This window comes from Lentilactobacillus senioris DSM 24302 = JCM 17472 (assembly GCF_001436555.1).
In the GTDB taxonomy this organism is placed as follows: domain Bacteria; phylum Bacillota; class Bacilli; order Lactobacillales; family Lactobacillaceae; genus Lentilactobacillus; species Lentilactobacillus senioris.
The window spans coordinates 366,283-380,989 of record NZ_AYZR01000004.1 but is presented as its reverse complement, the minus strand read 5'-3'; the positions used below and the strand labels follow the sequence as shown (position 1 = coordinate 380,989).

Here is a 14,707-nt window from a genome sequence, read left to right as displayed (position 1 = left end):
ACGGCTTTAATTACTTATTTCTGTTGTTTTGTTCGTTGTTCAATTCGTTGAGCTGCTTGTTTTCGCCGACTATCCGTTAAAACTACGATATTGTCTGGCAAATTACGATGCTGTTTGACTACCGACAAGGGTACAAACATATTGCAATCTTCAGAAAAACGTTGTTGGTCTTGCTCCGTAAAGCCATCTGTCCAACCTAAAATGATGCGCATACCTTGTTTCTTACTATCATCCCAGTATTTAACGTCACTACTGTGGTTAACAAATTTTTGGGGATCCAGAGAATCCAGTGCGTTAATTAACGTCTGAGCATTACTAATTTTGTGTTGGGCGCCTAAAAAGGCAAAATAACGTCGCATCACTGGAAACACTGAGTTAAAGAAAACTTTATCAGCAGCAATTTTACGAGGAAAGTATTCCTTAAAAACTTCTTTTACGGAAGCTGCCGTCCATCTTCTAGGCGATCGTAGTTGGTACCGATAAGCTAAACCTACAAATGCTTGGGTAATGTAAAAAGCATTAGCTTTTTGAGCCTGGTCTAACTTAGCATACGAGCGGGTAGATCTAAAGCGAATAAACCAATAGTGATTTTTAGAAAAATTTTTCTCCGCAACTTCTTCTAAGTATTCTTGTGTCATAGCTTATCACCTCTGCTCTTATTTAATAATATCACGATAATGAGTGCCACAGATTATTTTTGCCTTATTTCCCGGAATGTGACTATAATAAAATTATTACGAATTTCAAAGGAGATTGAAATGCCCGCGCTCAAAGACTTCAATCAACGGTTTAAATATTTATGTCTCTCAATTATCATTAATGCTGCTGGAAACGCCTTAGCAATTTCAACCAATCTAGGGAGTGCCGTTTGGACGGGGTCGGCAGTTAACCTTTCTCATTGGACCGGCATTCCGCTAGGCACAGCGATGTTTTTGTACGGCGTAGCGGTTACGATCTTAAACCAGCTTTTGCTGGGACACTTTGATCGGCGCCGGTTCGTCTCTAATATCATGTACACTATCCCATTTAGCTACTTAGTGGCTGGATTTGAATACATTTGGAATATTTTAGGAGTTCCTCAGCTAGGATTAGTTCTTCGAATTATTCTAGACGTTGTTGGTTTATTCATGGTTGCTGTTGCCGTTTCCATGTATACTCGCAGTAACCTGATTATGCACCCCAATGATGATTTGGCCTACATTATTCGGTTTAAATTTGGAAGTGGCAGTGCCATTATTTCTCAGTGGCTTAGCTACTTACCACCACTAATTATCATCGGTCTATCTTATTTCTTCACGGGTCGCCTTTACGCTATTGGGTTCGGAACCGTTTGGGCCTTAGTAACCCAAGGAGCCGTGATGAAATGGTCAGATTACCACATGTTTCCTAAGCTCAAACACCATATTGATCTTTAATGAATGCTGCCATCTTTTGGATGGCTTTTTTAGTTTCCGGAAGCTCGAACCACAAAACAAAGTCGTGAAAACCAGCGGGGTATTCTAACAATTCAACCGAATTATGCAAGGTTAACTCAGTTACTAGTTGCTTATCGACCGGCAACAACATTTCATGTCCGCCAACAATCACCTGGACTGGTCCCACTTTTCCTAGTGGTTGCTGAAGTAGTTGCTGCTGCTTAGGAGTTAATCCCTGCCAGAATTGACGACCAATCGTTTGCATGGTACTTAAATCTAGTAGTACCTCTTTGCCCGCTAAATTAACCACATTAGAACTAGTTAACTGCCAGTCCAGCCACGGAGAAATTAAAATGGTGGCCGCAACCAACTTGGGTTGTACTTGCCATAAATATTTGACCAACCACGCCCCAGCAGAATCCGCTAACAAAATAACCGGCAAACCTGATGTTGCCACTTCGGTTAATGCTGTAGTGGCAAAAGTTAAAATTTGATCACTAGAAGCACTTCCTAATAACGGATAATCTGCTATCACGGCATTAACCATCGGATCTTGGGTAATTTGATTAACCAGTTGTACCTGGTCAGCATTTAACGGAGCGGTTAGTGCCCCACCATGAAAATACAAAACAATAGCCTTAGCCCGTGAATTATCGGTTAGCCAGTTTAAAGTTCCACCGGCCACTTGACGTTGCTTAGTCATTAACTCTGGTTGTTGAGCAAATAGATTATAATTTTGGTTAGGTTGAATAAAGGTTTTGCTTACCAACTTCTTATAATTCCGCTTTTTTAGTTGGGATCTTAAGCGCAGCATCACTAAGCTCATGGAGGCGCCTCCAATTATTTTTTACTTATAATAACTTTAATCTCAGATGTCATTAATGACAAGGGTGTTTTCACACTTAGTTCACATTTTTTCAAGTGGTTTACAATTTCTAATATTGGTATATTTTGCTAAGTAATATATCCCCTTTATCGCTTTAACACCAATTGGTTTACCCTTTTAAATCATTCTCATTTTAGAGTTTCAAAAAAATTTAAAATTACTTAATTAGTATCACAAAAAAATCACATTTTGATCCTTGTTTCATTAAACAAATCATGTATATTATTACTTGTAGATAAGAAGGACTCAAATGATTTTCCGAAATCATTTGGCAATCTCTTCTTCCCCTACATTCTAATAAATTAAATTCCCCCTTAATTTATGAGATAGATTTACTACTTTTCATATATTCTTCCCCTAGAATAGTAAAGTGAGACGGCCTCAAGCGGCTGTCTCCTTTTTTTATACATAATTACTTGATCTCTATAAAATATATACTAGTATAGCGTTATAAAGCCGCTGAGCTAATCATACTCAGTTACGGAGGAATCCAATGAATAGAAGAACATTCGAAAGTCTCTTAATTATTATCAGCGGCATTTTCATGGTTGGTTATGAACTACTGCACCAAAACTGGCGAAATACAATAACCCAAACCGTTCTTTTTATTATTATTTGGATTATATGCCAGCAAAAATATTCTAAAAAATAAAAACCATTCAATTTGATTGAATGGTTTTTATCTTATGAATTATTTATTCGCCTTAGAGGTAATCAAGGTCATTTGACCCGTTAATTCAAATTCATTAACGTCGTTTGGCAAAATCAAAGACTGCCCTTTGGTTAAGTCATAGTCTTGACCAGCAACCTTCAACTTACCAGAACCATCGATCACCGTCATGATTTGGTAAGGTTTTAAAGCTTCTAACTTAGTAGTACCATTTACTTCAATCTTAGCAACGTCAAAGTACTTGGCGTGAACTAATTTAGTATAAGTACCATCTTGAATTGCGATCTTTTCTGGTTGCGTAGGATAATCCTGATGGGGTACCGTCGTAACTTCAATCGCCTGATCAATTTGTAATGGTCTTAACTTACCAGTTTGCTTGTCTGGACGATCAAAATCATAGAACCGGTATGTAATATCAGAACTTTGTTGCGTCTCTAAGGCAATAATTCCGGCTCCTAGGGCATGCAAAGTTCCGGATGGGACATAGACAAAGTCTCCAGCTTTAACTGGCACAGTCCGCAAAACATCATCCCAGCGGCCTTCATTCACTGCTTGCGCCAGTTCTTCTCTAGTTTGTGCAGTATGCCCGAAGTAAAGTTTGGCATCCGGCGTAGCTGCCAAAATGTACCAGCTTTCGGTTTTACCGTATTTTTCACCATGTTGGTTGGCATATTCATCGTCAGGATGTACCTGAATTGATAAATCGGTGTTAGCATCTAAAATTTTAACTAACAACGGAAAGGCCTGATCCGCTGGATGGCCACCGAAAACTTCTGGGTGTTGTTCCCAAACTTCGCCTAAGGTTTGACCCTTAAAAGGACCGTTTTCCACGGTACTTTGGCCGTGTTGATGGGCCGAAACAATCCAGGCTTCCCCTACGTGGTCGGAAGGCAGGTCAAAGCCGTACTCAGTTAGGTGATCCCCGCCCCATAATTTATCGTGTAGTGGTGCATTTAAAAAAATTGGTTCACTCATTACCATTTTAGTACCTCCAATTTTAAATCCGTTCTACTTTGAGTATAGAATATTTTTTAAAATTAGTCTGTACCAATTTTAAAAATTCAATAAACAAAAAAAGTTAGCCAGCTTAATATTTAAGCTGGTTAACTTTTTGTTTATTTGAGTAATTTTTCTAAAGCCTGGTATTGACTAGTCATCCATTCCAAATAGGTTTGACCCTTCGGCAAAGTTTCGGTGACTTTCAAAACCGGAACGTTATTTTCTTGAGCTAGTTCCACTAAATCAGTCACGGTATGACTGGAAACTTGCTTGTTATCCACAAAAAAAGCAATGCGATGATCTTTAATATCGGTTTGAATTTTCTTGATATCAGCTGGTGTAGGATCTACTCCTTTATCAATAGCATTTTCAAAGTGCCGATCATTAATTTTCACGTTTAACGCTTCTAATCCATAATCAAAAATCGGTTCACTCACGTCCGCCTTTTGACCACTAACCTTGGTTTTCACCCGACTAATTAGTTGGTTTAGCTTTCGAAGCTTTCGTTGATACTTATGAGCATTAGCATAGTACTGCTGCTTATGCTGAGGATCAATTTTGCTATAGGTAGCAGCTAGTTGGGTGGCTAACTTTCCCATTGTTTGCGGGTTATACCAAACATGCTCATTATCACCGTCATGCTTATGCATTACCTCTTCTCCAACTAATACGTTTTTAGCTGTCTCACTGCCGTTACTGGTGAGTCGCTGCATCCAATCATCATACCCTAATCCATTAGCGATAGTAACATTGGCTTGTGCTACTTTCTTAGCATCTCCAGTAGTTGGTTCAAAATCATGGGGATCAACGCTAGGATTATTAATCAAGGTTGTCACTTTCCCATGATCACCCAGGACTTCTTTAGCAACCTCACCGTAGAAATCAAGAGAGCTTACCACGTTAATTTTACCAGTTTTAGGTTGAGCAGATTGGTTACCACATCCAGTTAGAATAAACACCACTACTGCTAGCAATAAAACCAGCATCCAGACCCCTAAATGTTTTCTCATTCAATTTCTCCCGTTTTTAAAAAGTAATAATTACTATTTAAATCTATCAAAAAATGAAGTGGGGTGCAAATCTTTTTTCAAAAACTTAAATTTAAACCTGCTTTGCCTCACTACTTTTTCCGTCCAACATAAAAATGCTAAATAGCGATTTAAAAATAAATCGAACTATTTAGCATTTTTTCATTGGTACTCGAAAGTACCCGAAGCGCAGTAGTCGGCTGAGTTTCAAAAAAGCAAAACTCTAGCCAACCTTGCGAAGGTTCAACTAAAAATTTCTTTCAGAAATTTAGTTTCTCTCTCCAGCACTTTACTAAAACGGCTTCGAACTTCAATTAGCTCTCTTAACTACCAAAAAACGGGATAGCGCGATACAAATTCGTATCGAACTATCCCGTTTTCTTAAATTAATTGTCGCTAATTCCCGAAGGTCTTAGCAATTTATCTTAATACCAACCATTAGCTTGCCAGAATGCCTTAGCAGCACTCCAAGAACCATAACGGCTAGCAACGTATTTATCAGCCACTTTTTCTTGGTTAGCTGCTGAGTAATCCCCATTTAAGTATGATGAGGAAAGTTGATATTTCCCAATGTATTGACCGTTGGTAGCTGAATAAGAGCCACCAGATTCTTTATTGGCGATCCAAGCTTTAGCAGACGCATCGGAACCAGAAGCACTAGAAGTATAAGAGCTAGAAGTTGAGTTAGCACTAGTGTTAGAACTAGTAGTTGCATAGTTACCGCTAGTGCTGTAATTAGTATTACTCTTAGCTGTGTAACTAGTCTTAGCTTTAGGGGTTACATAACTATAGTTAGTAGTTGTGGTTTTTTGAGGAGCTGAATAGCTATAACTAGCAGTGCTAGTCTTTGGGGTTGAATAATTGTAATTTGTGGTGGTGTTAGCGGTATTATTATCAGCACCCACTTTAAGTTGTTGGCCCACCACGATTAAGTTAGCATCAGCCAAGTTATTCCGTTGTTTAATTCCATTAACCGTATCGTTGTATTCTGTGGCTAATTTAGCAACAGTATCTCCCGCCTTAACGGTAATAGTGGATGAAGCATCAGCATAAGTGTAACCCGCAAAGTACAAACCAACTGCAGCAGCACCGGTAGCAAGTAATAATGATAATTGTTTTTTCAAAGAATTCACTCCTATAGTCTCTAGAATTTTAATTTCCATTTTTCATAATCGGTAGCACGATGAGTACTTCTTACCGATTCAACATAGCTTACTATAAGGCATAGGTGTTACTACGTAATATCAACAGGATTAAAAAACAATCGGTATTTCGTAATAATGTAAATTATAAGTAATAATTGAGACGTTACTTTAGTCATGATTACCTGCTGTGCTAATTGCCAGCTAGCTCTTTACTGTCCTTTGAATTGGATTTTAAATGTTTCAAACCAATCCCCGTGTAAGCACTTAGTAATGAAAAAATTGGTGAAGCTAAGCTGAAAAAGACAAATGGCAAGTACTGCAAAGTAGGAATTCCTAAAGCATTGGCGGTAAATACTGCTGCCACACCCCAAGGAACCAAGTAATTAATCACGGTCCCGCCGTCTTCTAATACTCGACTAAGGGCTACTGGGGCTAACCCAGCTCGCTTGTAGGTTTCTTTAAAGGCGTTACCGGGTAAAATACTGGCGAGGTATTGTTCGCCGACGAATAAATTAACTCCGATACCACTTAAAATCGTGGCAGTCACTAATGCACTAGGTGACTTCAAATGTTTGGAGACTGGTACCATCACCGCTTCAATAATTCCCAAGTTCATCAGCATCCCGCCTAACCCTAGCGCCATGATAACCAGAGAAACGGTACTCATCATCGCTAAAATACCGCCCCGGCTAAGCAAAGTATCCACATTAGTATTACCAGTTTTAGCAACGAAGCCATTCACAATCACGTCTACAATTTTAGCTAAGGATGTGCGCGGTTGAGTCATAAAGATCATCCCTACCGCCACCGCAATATTAATAAACAACGTCGGAATCGACGGAATTTTGATCCAAGCACAAACAAACATTAATCCAATTGGCAACAGCGCCCAAGGACTAATAAAAAAGTGCTGGTTTAACGTGGTCACCGTTTTAGTAATCGCACTACTATCAAATTGCGAACTAGTAGGTCCAATTAACATGTATCCAATTAAGGCCACGAAGAAAGCTGGAATCGTCGACCACATCAAGTTTTTGATATGACTAAACAGATCAGCGCCCACAATTGCAGCAGCCAAATTAGTGGAGTCAGATAGTGGTGAGGTCTTATCCCCAAATACTGCGCCAGAAATAATTGCCCCCGCAATCATCGCTGGATTAAGTCCCATGGTGATCCCCATTCCTAAAAAGGCAATTCCTACGGTAGAAATAACGGTCAGAGCACTACCAATCGCACTACCTACAATTGCACATACTAGAAAAACTGATGGCAAAAACCAACGTGCAGTAATTAATTGAAACCCAAACACCATTAAACTAGGAATTACGCCACTCATAATCCAGGTACTGATTAACGCCCCAATTAAAATAAAAATAAAGATGGGGATAATTCCAGTACTTACGCCTTCGACCAGTCCCTGGTTAATACGATCCCAACTAAAATGACGCACTCGCGCCCACAGCATTAAAAGCCCAATCACTACTAAAATCGGAACTTCCGGACTCAATTGAAATTTAATCACCCCAAGGCCTAAAATTAGCATCATCACTACTAAAATAGTAATTCCTTCTGTCAAACTAACTTGAATCTTGGTCTGTTCTTGTTTCATAGCTGTTCGCTTCCTTTCCTAAAACTTTATGACCATAAAAAAAGTCCCTACTGTAATTAATTACAGTAGGGACGCATAACCGTGGTACCACCCAATTTCAAAGACCACCCACTACGGGCGTCTTTCTCACTAGATAGTAACGGTTCTAGTTATTTTCCGGTCATAAAGACACTAGCTACAGTATTTGGCTTCAATTATCCTGACCGATTCGCAGCACCCACCGGCTTTCTGACACCCAGATAATCAGCTACTTGATATAGCATCATCGTTTTTTAATTTGAATGGTTAACATGTTAACAGTTGACCAGATGGACGTCAAGTTTAACTATGGTCAATACCAAAATATTCGTCTGGGTAATATATTTTACCGCCCTTATTATATAAACTTCCATCACGCAATTGTTTAACCAAATTACTGTAAATATCCACTGGCATTGTGGATAACAGGTTAAAGTTTTCCCCAGCGACATAGCCAGAATTAAAGAAGAAATCACCACTGTCAATAGCACTCACAGCAGGATAGCCTGCCAATTGGGCCCGACTTTCTAATTCATGCAAAATGCCCTGTCCTACCGCATGGTGTTGGTAAGCTGGATCAACAATAATGCTAATCACCGACACGATTTGATAATCATTTCCCATGCCGCTGACTTGAACCGGAATCATTAGGCTATGACCAATTACTTGTCCATTATCAGAGGATTGAGCCACAACTTCAAACTGAGGGTTATAATTATCCCATTGGCGCAAACGCTCGATCATTGCCGCTCTAGAAGCCCCTTTAGGGTAACTAGCAGTAACTAAGTTATTAACAACTTCAAAATCAGTTGGTACAATTGTCCGAATTGAAAATTTCACGATAACATCTCTTTATTCTCTAAATTTGTGGTTTAATATTTACTAACATCTGTAATTCTAAAGGAGCCTTGTATGAAACCTAAAACTAAATGGATTTTACTAAGTATTCTAGCCTACGTATTATTTGTCGGCTGTGGTCTCGGATTTGGCTTTTTGGATCCGGCCAAGATCAGCTGGCCCTGGACCGCATTTTGGCTCATTGCAGCGTTAGGCATCGCCTATTACTTAGGCTTTAAAAACTTGGTTTTTGAACGGACCATGTACTACGCAAAACAACTAGATCTTACCAAAGCCGATTTAGTAACCATGCTGCCAGAATTATCAGGCCGACAAGAAGTCCCAGATCCTCAAAAACGACATTGGCTTAGTCCCGTGTTTAACTTTTCCCTGCAAAACTTAAATATTTTGGATCATCAACTAGCTCAGTTAGCTCAAACTAAAGGCATTAAGCCGTTTGACTAGCTTCAGCTAGTTTTTTATTGAGGTACGTCTTAAGCTTGTCCTTAGGAAAAATTCCGGTTACCTTTTCTTTTGCAACTCCATTTTCAAACACTACTAAAGACGGAATACTCAAAACGTGGTACTGTTCAGCCAATTCTTGGTTGTCATCCACGTTGAGCTTAGCGAAATGGATTTGGTCACCCATTTCAGCTTCTAATTGTTCTAGAACTGGATCCATGATTTTACAAGGGCCGCACCACGGCGCCCAAAAATCAATTACCGTCATTTTGTTAGTCACTTCAGTCGTTAAATTATCCTTTGTGATCGTCACTGCCATTTTTGGTTGTTCGTCCTTCCTTAACATAGTGAAAAATAATTGTGCCAATTACTGCTGCTACCACGATAATTCCAAAAACCGTTGATGGGATTTCAATATCGATTGCCGGAATAGATAGGATCAATTTTACAGCAATAAACGCAATTAAAACATAGGCCATTGGTTGTAATTCAGGAATTTTGGCCATTAATTTCATAATAACTTCGGCAACTCCTCGCATCGCTAAAATTCCAATCATCCCCCCGATCAGGACAATGACTGGATTAGATGAGATTGCCAATGAAGCTAACACGGAATCAATCGAAAATACGATATCCATAAATTCAATTTGCAGCACTACCGACCAAAATAAAGAAATGCGACTTCCCTTTTTGAGTTTACGAGTGTGGGTTTTCTTAGTTTTGCGAAAGAATGAGTAAACCAGATAAAGTAAATATCCACCACCAATTACCTTAATTTCCCAAAAATGAATCAGATAAGTCCCAATCCCAATAATTAAGAATCGGAAAATATAGGCCCCCCATAATCCGTAAAAAAGGGATTCTTCTTGTTGCTTTTTAGTGGGTAAAGCCTGCGTTTGTGCAGCCAATACCACCGCGTTATCTACAGATAACAAACATTCAATCAACACCAGAGACAAAATTATTAACCAATCTTGTCCAGATGAAATCACCGTTTCCCAATTGTGTAAATCAAAAAACGGTGCGTACAAATTAATAAGCCAGTTCATACATTAGGTTCCTCTCATCCTAAATTAATTACTATTGCCGTTAATAGCGGCTAAATCATATTTACTCAAGTTGTACTTACGAATAATTTGGATCAATTTCTTCGCGTAATTTGGATCGGTTGCGTACCCATTTTGTTGCAATAATTTGGCAACTTTACGGTATGATAACACGTTACTCTGATTAATAAACTGTTGAGCTAGTAAACGGTTATGATCATTAATAGCGGCCAATAAACTAGGATATTTTCGAAATGCTGCTTTCACCGTAATTCGCTTACCAGAAATTACCTCTGCTGTATCATAACGAATTGACTGGCCTTGGTAGCTACCCTTAATTCCAAATGGATTGTTAGCATTGCGGTATAAATCTGAATTCCCCCAGCTCGACTCTAAAACCGCCTGAGCCACCACAATACTAGGTAACACTTGTTGGTTCTTTTCATATAATTTGATTGCTGGATGAGCAACTTGACTAATAAAACTATCGTGTTCACGCTTAGTTTTATCCACTACGGTCGTGCTACTTTCACTGACGTAATGACTTTGCGAATTAGCGATTCGATTACTACGAACATAAAAAGCCCCGCTCACCACAATTACAATCAGTACCAAACCGGTCATAATGGCCCCAATTTTTTTATTCAAATAAGTTAAACTCCTTAATTAATTTCTTTGAAAGTTATTTTATCATTTACCGGGAAGAAACGAAGTTGATTTAACCTAATTAGTTCGTTAGTTAGTCGAATCTTAACTACTTGTTTGGCGTGATAAGGTTGGTAATAGTAACTAAGACTATCACAATCTACTGCCGCTCTATAAACAGAATAGGTTGCCTGGTGTTCGGTATTTTGTGGGACGTTAACCGAATCTAAGAGATGCCAAGCGTTATCCACAGCGGTGTTTTCGTCCGTTGCCAAATTAATTCGTTCTTTATAATAAGCCGCCCGGACAAACCGAGAATTGGGGGTGTAGGATCCCGGTGGAATTGATTTTCCAGAAACGTTACCGGTCGTCACCCGCGGAGTGTTGAGGGGTACCGTACCAGCATCAAATTCTGGTGTAAATTCTACGTACTGCCGTAACTTATCAATTTGGCGTCCAAAATGATTACTATTAGTTAACACTCCCAATGGATTCTCAATAATTTTAATGGGATGTTGGTCTGGTTCTATCACCACCACTCGTCCAGTAGGATCTGCAGCAGCAAAGTGTAATTCCACTTTACCGTACTTTTGGTAACTGTAATGGTCAGTCATCAATTCAATTTCAGCCAAATGGTCGCTAATATCTTGAACCGACTTAAAATTAGCCAACAAATAAAACGATAATTCATAAGGCGCCAGATGAATTTTTCCCGGAGTCGGTTCGTCAACTAATTGAGTGCCATTAGTAAATGTAAGTTTTTGCACGGCAAGACCATGCTCATTTACTCCGTCGGAAACGTCGAGTTCGTGATCATGATAACCACCGCTACCAATTAGAGCATACTTAGTTTGATATTGCTGGTGATCGTAGACACTTTGCCATTCAAAATTCCGCGGGCAAAATACCGGTCCGGCTCCTAAAGTGGGCCAATCCATTGTACGCGCTAACACGTGAGCAGGTTGATTGGGATCAGTGCTGATCTGAAAGATACTGGTACACATACTTTCCCTCCAAATTTTATCGCTAATTCTTCATTGAAAATGATATGATATAGTAGTTAATAACTATATTGCAACTAAAATATCGTTAGGTTTCTTTAAAATATTTTTAAGCTTTAGAAAATTTGTCTAAATTTGAGCAAATCAATTGTACTAAATTATAAAATAAAAATACTTAGTATTACGGAAAACAACAGCGGGGAGAAGTTTTGCCATGAAAGAGGCTATCCATAAATTACATAAGAATCGAATTTTTTCACTAATATTTTGGTTAATCTTAGTATTTGTCGCCATTATTCAAACACCTAACATTAACACTTTAACAGAAAACGCCAGTAACATAACATACGGATCCAAGTCTCAACCAGCTAAGGCAGAGGCGATTAAAAATAGATGGGGCTATCAGCTCAATAATACCACTGGTGTGACGATCGTCTATAACAATCCTAACGGGGCCATTAAAGCTAAGCAACAAGCTCAAATTGATGAAACCATTCAAAAGCTCCAGAAAAACAAATCATACTATAGCGTTAAAAAAATCACTACTACTAAAACTGACCTAGCTGGTAAAGGCCAATTGGTTTCTGAGGATAAATCTACTGAATTAGTTGAATTAGATATCGATCCTCAAAGTAATAACTTAACTATTTTAACTAATCAACTAGTTAATCAAGCTAAGGTAAACGGCCTAAAATCTTACGTTACTAGTCCAGAAATTGTGCGCAATACTCAATCTCAAAAAGTTGCCGCCATTAATGACTTAATCACCATTGCTTTATTCATCGTGGCAGTACTAGTAGTTGGTATTTACTTCCGTTCGATTTTAGCTGCTTTTGTATCATTAATTACGTTATTCAGTAGCTATGTCGTTTCTTTGGGAATAGTAACTAACCTAACAACTAGATTAAACGCCCCATTTTCAGTTTATACACCGTTAGAAATTGCCATTGCCACTATTATTATGGGGCTAATCTGGAATATTTACTTATTTAGAAGAATTAAAAACACCTTAATCCTTCAAAATGAAAGTGCCGCGGCCACTCGCCAAACCATCAAGGCTAGCCGTTTTCCAATCACCATGACTGGTTTATTATTAGCGGCCGCTTTTGGGATTTTAATCCTAGTTAATTTCAGCCCCATTAGTTCCTTGTACGCAGTTGGAATTTCATTCTTAATTTTAATGCTGGCCGTTTTGACAATTAATCCGATCTTTACTTCGGCATTAGGCGAAAGCGTCTTTTGGCCCAACGTCAAACCAGAAAAGCACCGGCAACCTGGAGTTTGGAATCGCATAGTTAGTTTTTCACTATGGCAACCCCTTGCCGGCTTGCTAATGGCCATCTACTTAACTTTCCCATTTATCTATAATTTCCGCCCCAGCCTTAGTTACACACAGTTGTCTACTTTGACAGCTAACGATCAAGCGGTTCAAGGAGCTGAAGTGTTACAAACCCACTTCGCAGAGGGAAAGGCCACCCCGGTAACTATCTACTTGGAAAATGACAAAGCCCTTAATAAAGAAAAATACCTTCAACAAATTGATGCTTTAACTACAAAGCTTCAAAGTATGAAGGGGGTTAACTCAGTATATTCAGTTACCCAACCAAGCGGAATGCCAATTAGTAAGTATTACGTTACTAACCAGTTAGGCGATATTCAATCGGACGTTAAATCAGCAATTAGTAAATTGACTCGAGTTTCCACGGGAATTGCGTCTAATCGTCGGAATATTAATATTGAACAACTAAAAAAACAAGTTAATTACCTTAAAACGTTAACGAATAAAAGTGACAAGATTAACTCCAAGAGCACCGATATTCAAAAACAAGTCAGCGATGCGTCTAATAACGCTAGCGTTAATCAACAAAGTAGTGCTAATTCTAAGGTTAAAAAATACGAACAAAAGTTGGACAAATTGAACTCCCAACTAGACACCACTTCAACTGATATGGATGCCTTAATTAACCAGGCTAACAATATGCAAATGTATTCTCAAACCATCTATAACAATATGCAAACGTACAACGAAGCACTGCAAAAAGTTAAAAGTGATTTGAAATCTTTGCAATTGCAAGTCAAAAACGTCCAACGAGGCTTAAATAATGTTTACGACTACTTAGCAGCGCTACAGAAATCAACTGCTTCTGATGTTTATTACATTACTAATGCTCAATTAGAAGATACCGATTTCTTGCAAACTATGTATAATTACACTAGTCAAAACCAAAAGATCACTGCCCTGCAAGTAATCTTTAACAATGCGCCTAACAGTTCTGACACACCTAAACAGGTTAAGTTGTTACAAGAACAGATTAAGACTCAGTTGCAAGGAACTACCTTAAAAAATGCCGATGTAGCAGTAACCGGCGAACCAGTTTATCAAGCCCTAGAACAATCTCACTTGCAACGCGGCTTCCTAATTATGGCTACTATTATGATTGTAGCCATTGCTTTAGCGGCCTTTATTCTTAGTCGAGCCATTTTGCAACCATTCTATTGGCTAATTGCTCTAATTATGTCAGTAATTACCGGGACTCAATTAACTTACCTAGCACTGGATTATGTTGCTAATGTTTCAGCGTTTGATTGGCAAGTACCAATTTTAGCGATGGTGGTAATCACCGCAGTCGGCGCTTGGCAAATCATTTCATTAGGCCTCTCAATGAGATATACTCGTTTGAACTCATTAGACTGGATCCGTCCAAGCATGGCTAGTTATGGACAGGTATTACGGTATATTTTATTAGTAGTCATTTTGATTTCTTTAGCTTTAACTTACGGTTCCTCAATGGTAATGATCGAAACCGCTATGATTTCCGGCTTCACCTTCATTATTTACTACTTAATTTTACCAATGATCGTTTCTTCACTTGGTAAAATGGCAGTCACGGTTCCCGATAAAACGAAACTATTGAAGAAACACACAGATGACGAGTAATTTTTAAC

General features: G+C 38.7%; 15 protein-coding genes. 4 read left to right on the top strand and 11 right to left on the bottom strand.

The genetic code is table 11. The features are described from left to right. Window positions 1–14: 14 nt before the first annotated feature. Window positions 15–638 (bottom strand): hypothetical protein, encoded by a 624-nt coding sequence (locus FC56_RS02110; protein WP_056977736.1) that lies wholly within the window; start codon window positions 636–638, stop codon window positions 15–17. A 120-nt stretch (window positions 639–758) separates the two neighbouring features. On the opposite strand from FC56_RS02110, the gene FC56_RS02105 reads away from it, so the two are divergent. After that, window positions 759–1,415, top strand: coding sequence for a YczE/YyaS/YitT family protein (locus tag FC56_RS02105; protein WP_056977734.1), 657 nt, complete (start codon window positions 759–761; stop codon window positions 1,413–1,415). Here FC56_RS02105 and FC56_RS02100 read toward each other — a convergent pair. Beyond that, entirely contained in the window at window positions 1,393–2,241 is an 849-nt protein-coding gene (locus FC56_RS02100; RefSeq protein ID WP_056977732.1) for an alpha/beta hydrolase, read from the bottom strand. The two genes, FC56_RS02105 and FC56_RS02100, sit on opposite strands and share 23 nt — an antisense overlap. Before the next feature lie 553 nt (window positions 2,242–2,794). Here FC56_RS02100 and FC56_RS08085 point away from each other — a divergent pair. Further along, window positions 2,795–2,953: a hypothetical protein gene (locus tag FC56_RS08085; RefSeq protein ID WP_156410656.1), complete on the top strand. Its 159-nt coding sequence runs from the start codon at window positions 2,795–2,797 to the stop codon at window positions 2,951–2,953. Between the two features lie 39 nt (window positions 2,954–2,992). Here FC56_RS08085 and manA read toward each other — a convergent pair whose 3' ends face one another. The 5 genes from manA to FC56_RS02075 all read right to left on the bottom strand — a co-directional run bounded on the left by manA (window position 2,993) and on the right by FC56_RS02075 (window position 8,610). Next, window positions 2,993–3,946: a mannose-6-phosphate isomerase, class I gene (manA, locus tag FC56_RS02095; RefSeq protein ID WP_056977925.1), complete on the bottom strand. Its 954-nt coding sequence runs from the start codon at window positions 3,944–3,946 to the stop codon at window positions 2,993–2,995. Between the two features lie 140 nt (window positions 3,947–4,086). Beyond that, a complete protein-coding gene (locus tag FC56_RS02090; protein ID WP_056977730.1) occupies window positions 4,087–4,980 on the bottom strand; it encodes a metal ABC transporter solute-binding protein, Zn/Mn family in 894 nt (297 codons plus the stop codon). A gap of 443 nt (window positions 4,981–5,423) precedes the next feature. Then, window positions 5,424–6,122, bottom strand: coding sequence for an aggregation-promoting factor (apf, locus tag FC56_RS02085; RefSeq protein WP_225425398.1), 699 nt, complete (start codon window positions 6,120–6,122; stop codon window positions 5,424–5,426). A gap of 211 nt (window positions 6,123–6,333) precedes the next feature. Further along, window positions 6,334–7,752: a Na+/H+ antiporter NhaC gene (nhaC, locus tag FC56_RS02080; protein ID WP_056977726.1), complete on the bottom strand. Its 1,419-nt coding sequence runs from the start codon at window positions 7,750–7,752 to the stop codon at window positions 6,334–6,336. A gap of 321 nt (window positions 7,753–8,073) precedes the next feature. Then, window positions 8,074–8,610: a GNAT family N-acetyltransferase gene (locus FC56_RS02075; protein ID WP_225425397.1), complete on the bottom strand. Its 537-nt coding sequence runs from the start codon at window positions 8,608–8,610 to the stop codon at window positions 8,074–8,076. 72 nt (window positions 8,611–8,682) lie between these two features. Between FC56_RS02075 and FC56_RS02070 the strand changes: the two genes are divergently transcribed. Next, the gene (locus FC56_RS02070; protein WP_054670781.1) at window positions 8,683–9,072 is read left to right on the top strand and encodes a hypothetical protein; all 390 of its coding nucleotides are present in this window, start codon (window positions 8,683–8,685) and stop codon (window positions 9,070–9,072) included. Here FC56_RS02070 and trxA read toward each other — a convergent pair. Genes trxA through FC56_RS02050 form a run of 4 tightly spaced genes read right to left on the bottom strand, consistent with a single transcriptional unit; the run spans window position 9,056 to window position 11,764 of the window. Continuing rightward, the gene (gene trxA / locus FC56_RS02065) at window positions 9,056–9,388 is read right to left on the bottom strand and encodes a thioredoxin (RefSeq protein ID WP_056977724.1); all 333 of its coding nucleotides are present in this window, start codon (window positions 9,386–9,388) and stop codon (window positions 9,056–9,058) included. The two genes, FC56_RS02070 and trxA, sit on opposite strands and share 17 nt — an antisense overlap. Further along, window positions 9,363–10,118, bottom strand: a complete 756-nt coding sequence (locus tag FC56_RS02060; RefSeq protein ID WP_056977722.1) for a TerC family protein — start codon at window positions 10,116–10,118, stop codon at window positions 9,363–9,365. The genes trxA and FC56_RS02060 overlap by 26 nt, the downstream gene beginning before the upstream one ends. A gap of 24 nt (window positions 10,119–10,142) precedes the next feature. Continuing rightward, window positions 10,143–10,763 carry a glycoside hydrolase family 73 protein gene (locus FC56_RS02055; protein WP_147649655.1) on the bottom strand — a complete coding sequence of 207 codons (621 nt, stop codon included), beginning with the start codon at window positions 10,761–10,763 and terminating at the stop codon, window positions 10,143–10,145. Window positions 10,764–10,777: 14 nt separating this feature from the next. Then, window positions 10,778–11,764 (bottom strand): linear amide C-N hydrolase, encoded by a 987-nt coding sequence (locus tag FC56_RS02050; protein ID WP_056977719.1) that lies wholly within the window; start codon window positions 11,762–11,764, stop codon window positions 10,778–10,780. A gap of 211 nt (window positions 11,765–11,975) precedes the next feature. Between FC56_RS02050 and FC56_RS02045 the strand changes: the two genes are divergently transcribed. Next, the gene (locus tag FC56_RS02045) at window positions 11,976–14,699 is read left to right on the top strand and encodes an MMPL family transporter (RefSeq protein WP_056977717.1); all 2,724 of its coding nucleotides are present in this window, start codon (window positions 11,976–11,978) and stop codon (window positions 14,697–14,699) included. The last annotated feature ends 8 nt before the right edge of the window (window positions 14,700–14,707 follow it).

Excerpts from the sequence above, each read along its gene's own strand:
- FC56_RS02110 (WP_056977736.1), bottom strand. The coding sequence starts at position 638 with ATGACACAAGAATACTTAGAAGAAGTTGCGGAGAAAAATTTTTCTAAA.
- FC56_RS02105 (WP_056977734.1), top strand. The coding sequence starts at position 759 with ATGCCCGCGCTCAAAGACTTCAATCAACGGTTTAAATATTTATGTCTC.
- FC56_RS02100 (WP_056977732.1), bottom strand. The coding sequence starts at position 2,241 with ATGAGCTTAGTGATGCTGCGCTTAAGATCCCAACTAAAAAAGCGGAAT.
- FC56_RS08085 (WP_156410656.1), top strand. The coding sequence starts at position 2,795 with ATGAATAGAAGAACATTCGAAAGTCTCTTAATTATTATCAGCGGCATT.
- manA (WP_056977925.1), bottom strand. The coding sequence starts at position 3,946 with ATGAGTGAACCAATTTTTTTAAATGCACCACTACACGATAAATTATGG.
- FC56_RS02090 (WP_056977730.1), bottom strand. The coding sequence starts at position 4,980 with ATGAGAAAACATTTAGGGGTCTGGATGCTGGTTTTATTGCTAGCAGTA.
- nhaC (WP_056977726.1), bottom strand. The coding sequence starts at position 7,752 with ATGAAACAAGAACAGACCAAGATTCAAGTTAGTTTGACAGAAGGAATT.
- FC56_RS02070 (WP_054670781.1), top strand. The coding sequence starts at position 8,683 with ATGAAACCTAAAACTAAATGGATTTTACTAAGTATTCTAGCCTACGTA.
- trxA (WP_056977724.1), bottom strand. The coding sequence starts at position 9,388 with ATGGCAGTGACGATCACAAAGGATAATTTAACGACTGAAGTGACTAAC.
- FC56_RS02060 (WP_056977722.1), bottom strand. The coding sequence starts at position 10,118 with ATGAACTGGCTTATTAATTTGTACGCACCGTTTTTTGATTTACACAAT.
- FC56_RS02050 (WP_056977719.1), bottom strand. The coding sequence starts at position 11,764 with ATGTGTACCAGTATCTTTCAGATCAGCACTGATCCCAATCAACCTGCT.
- FC56_RS02045 (WP_056977717.1), top strand. The coding sequence starts at position 11,976 with ATGAAAGAGGCTATCCATAAATTACATAAGAATCGAATTTTTTCACTA.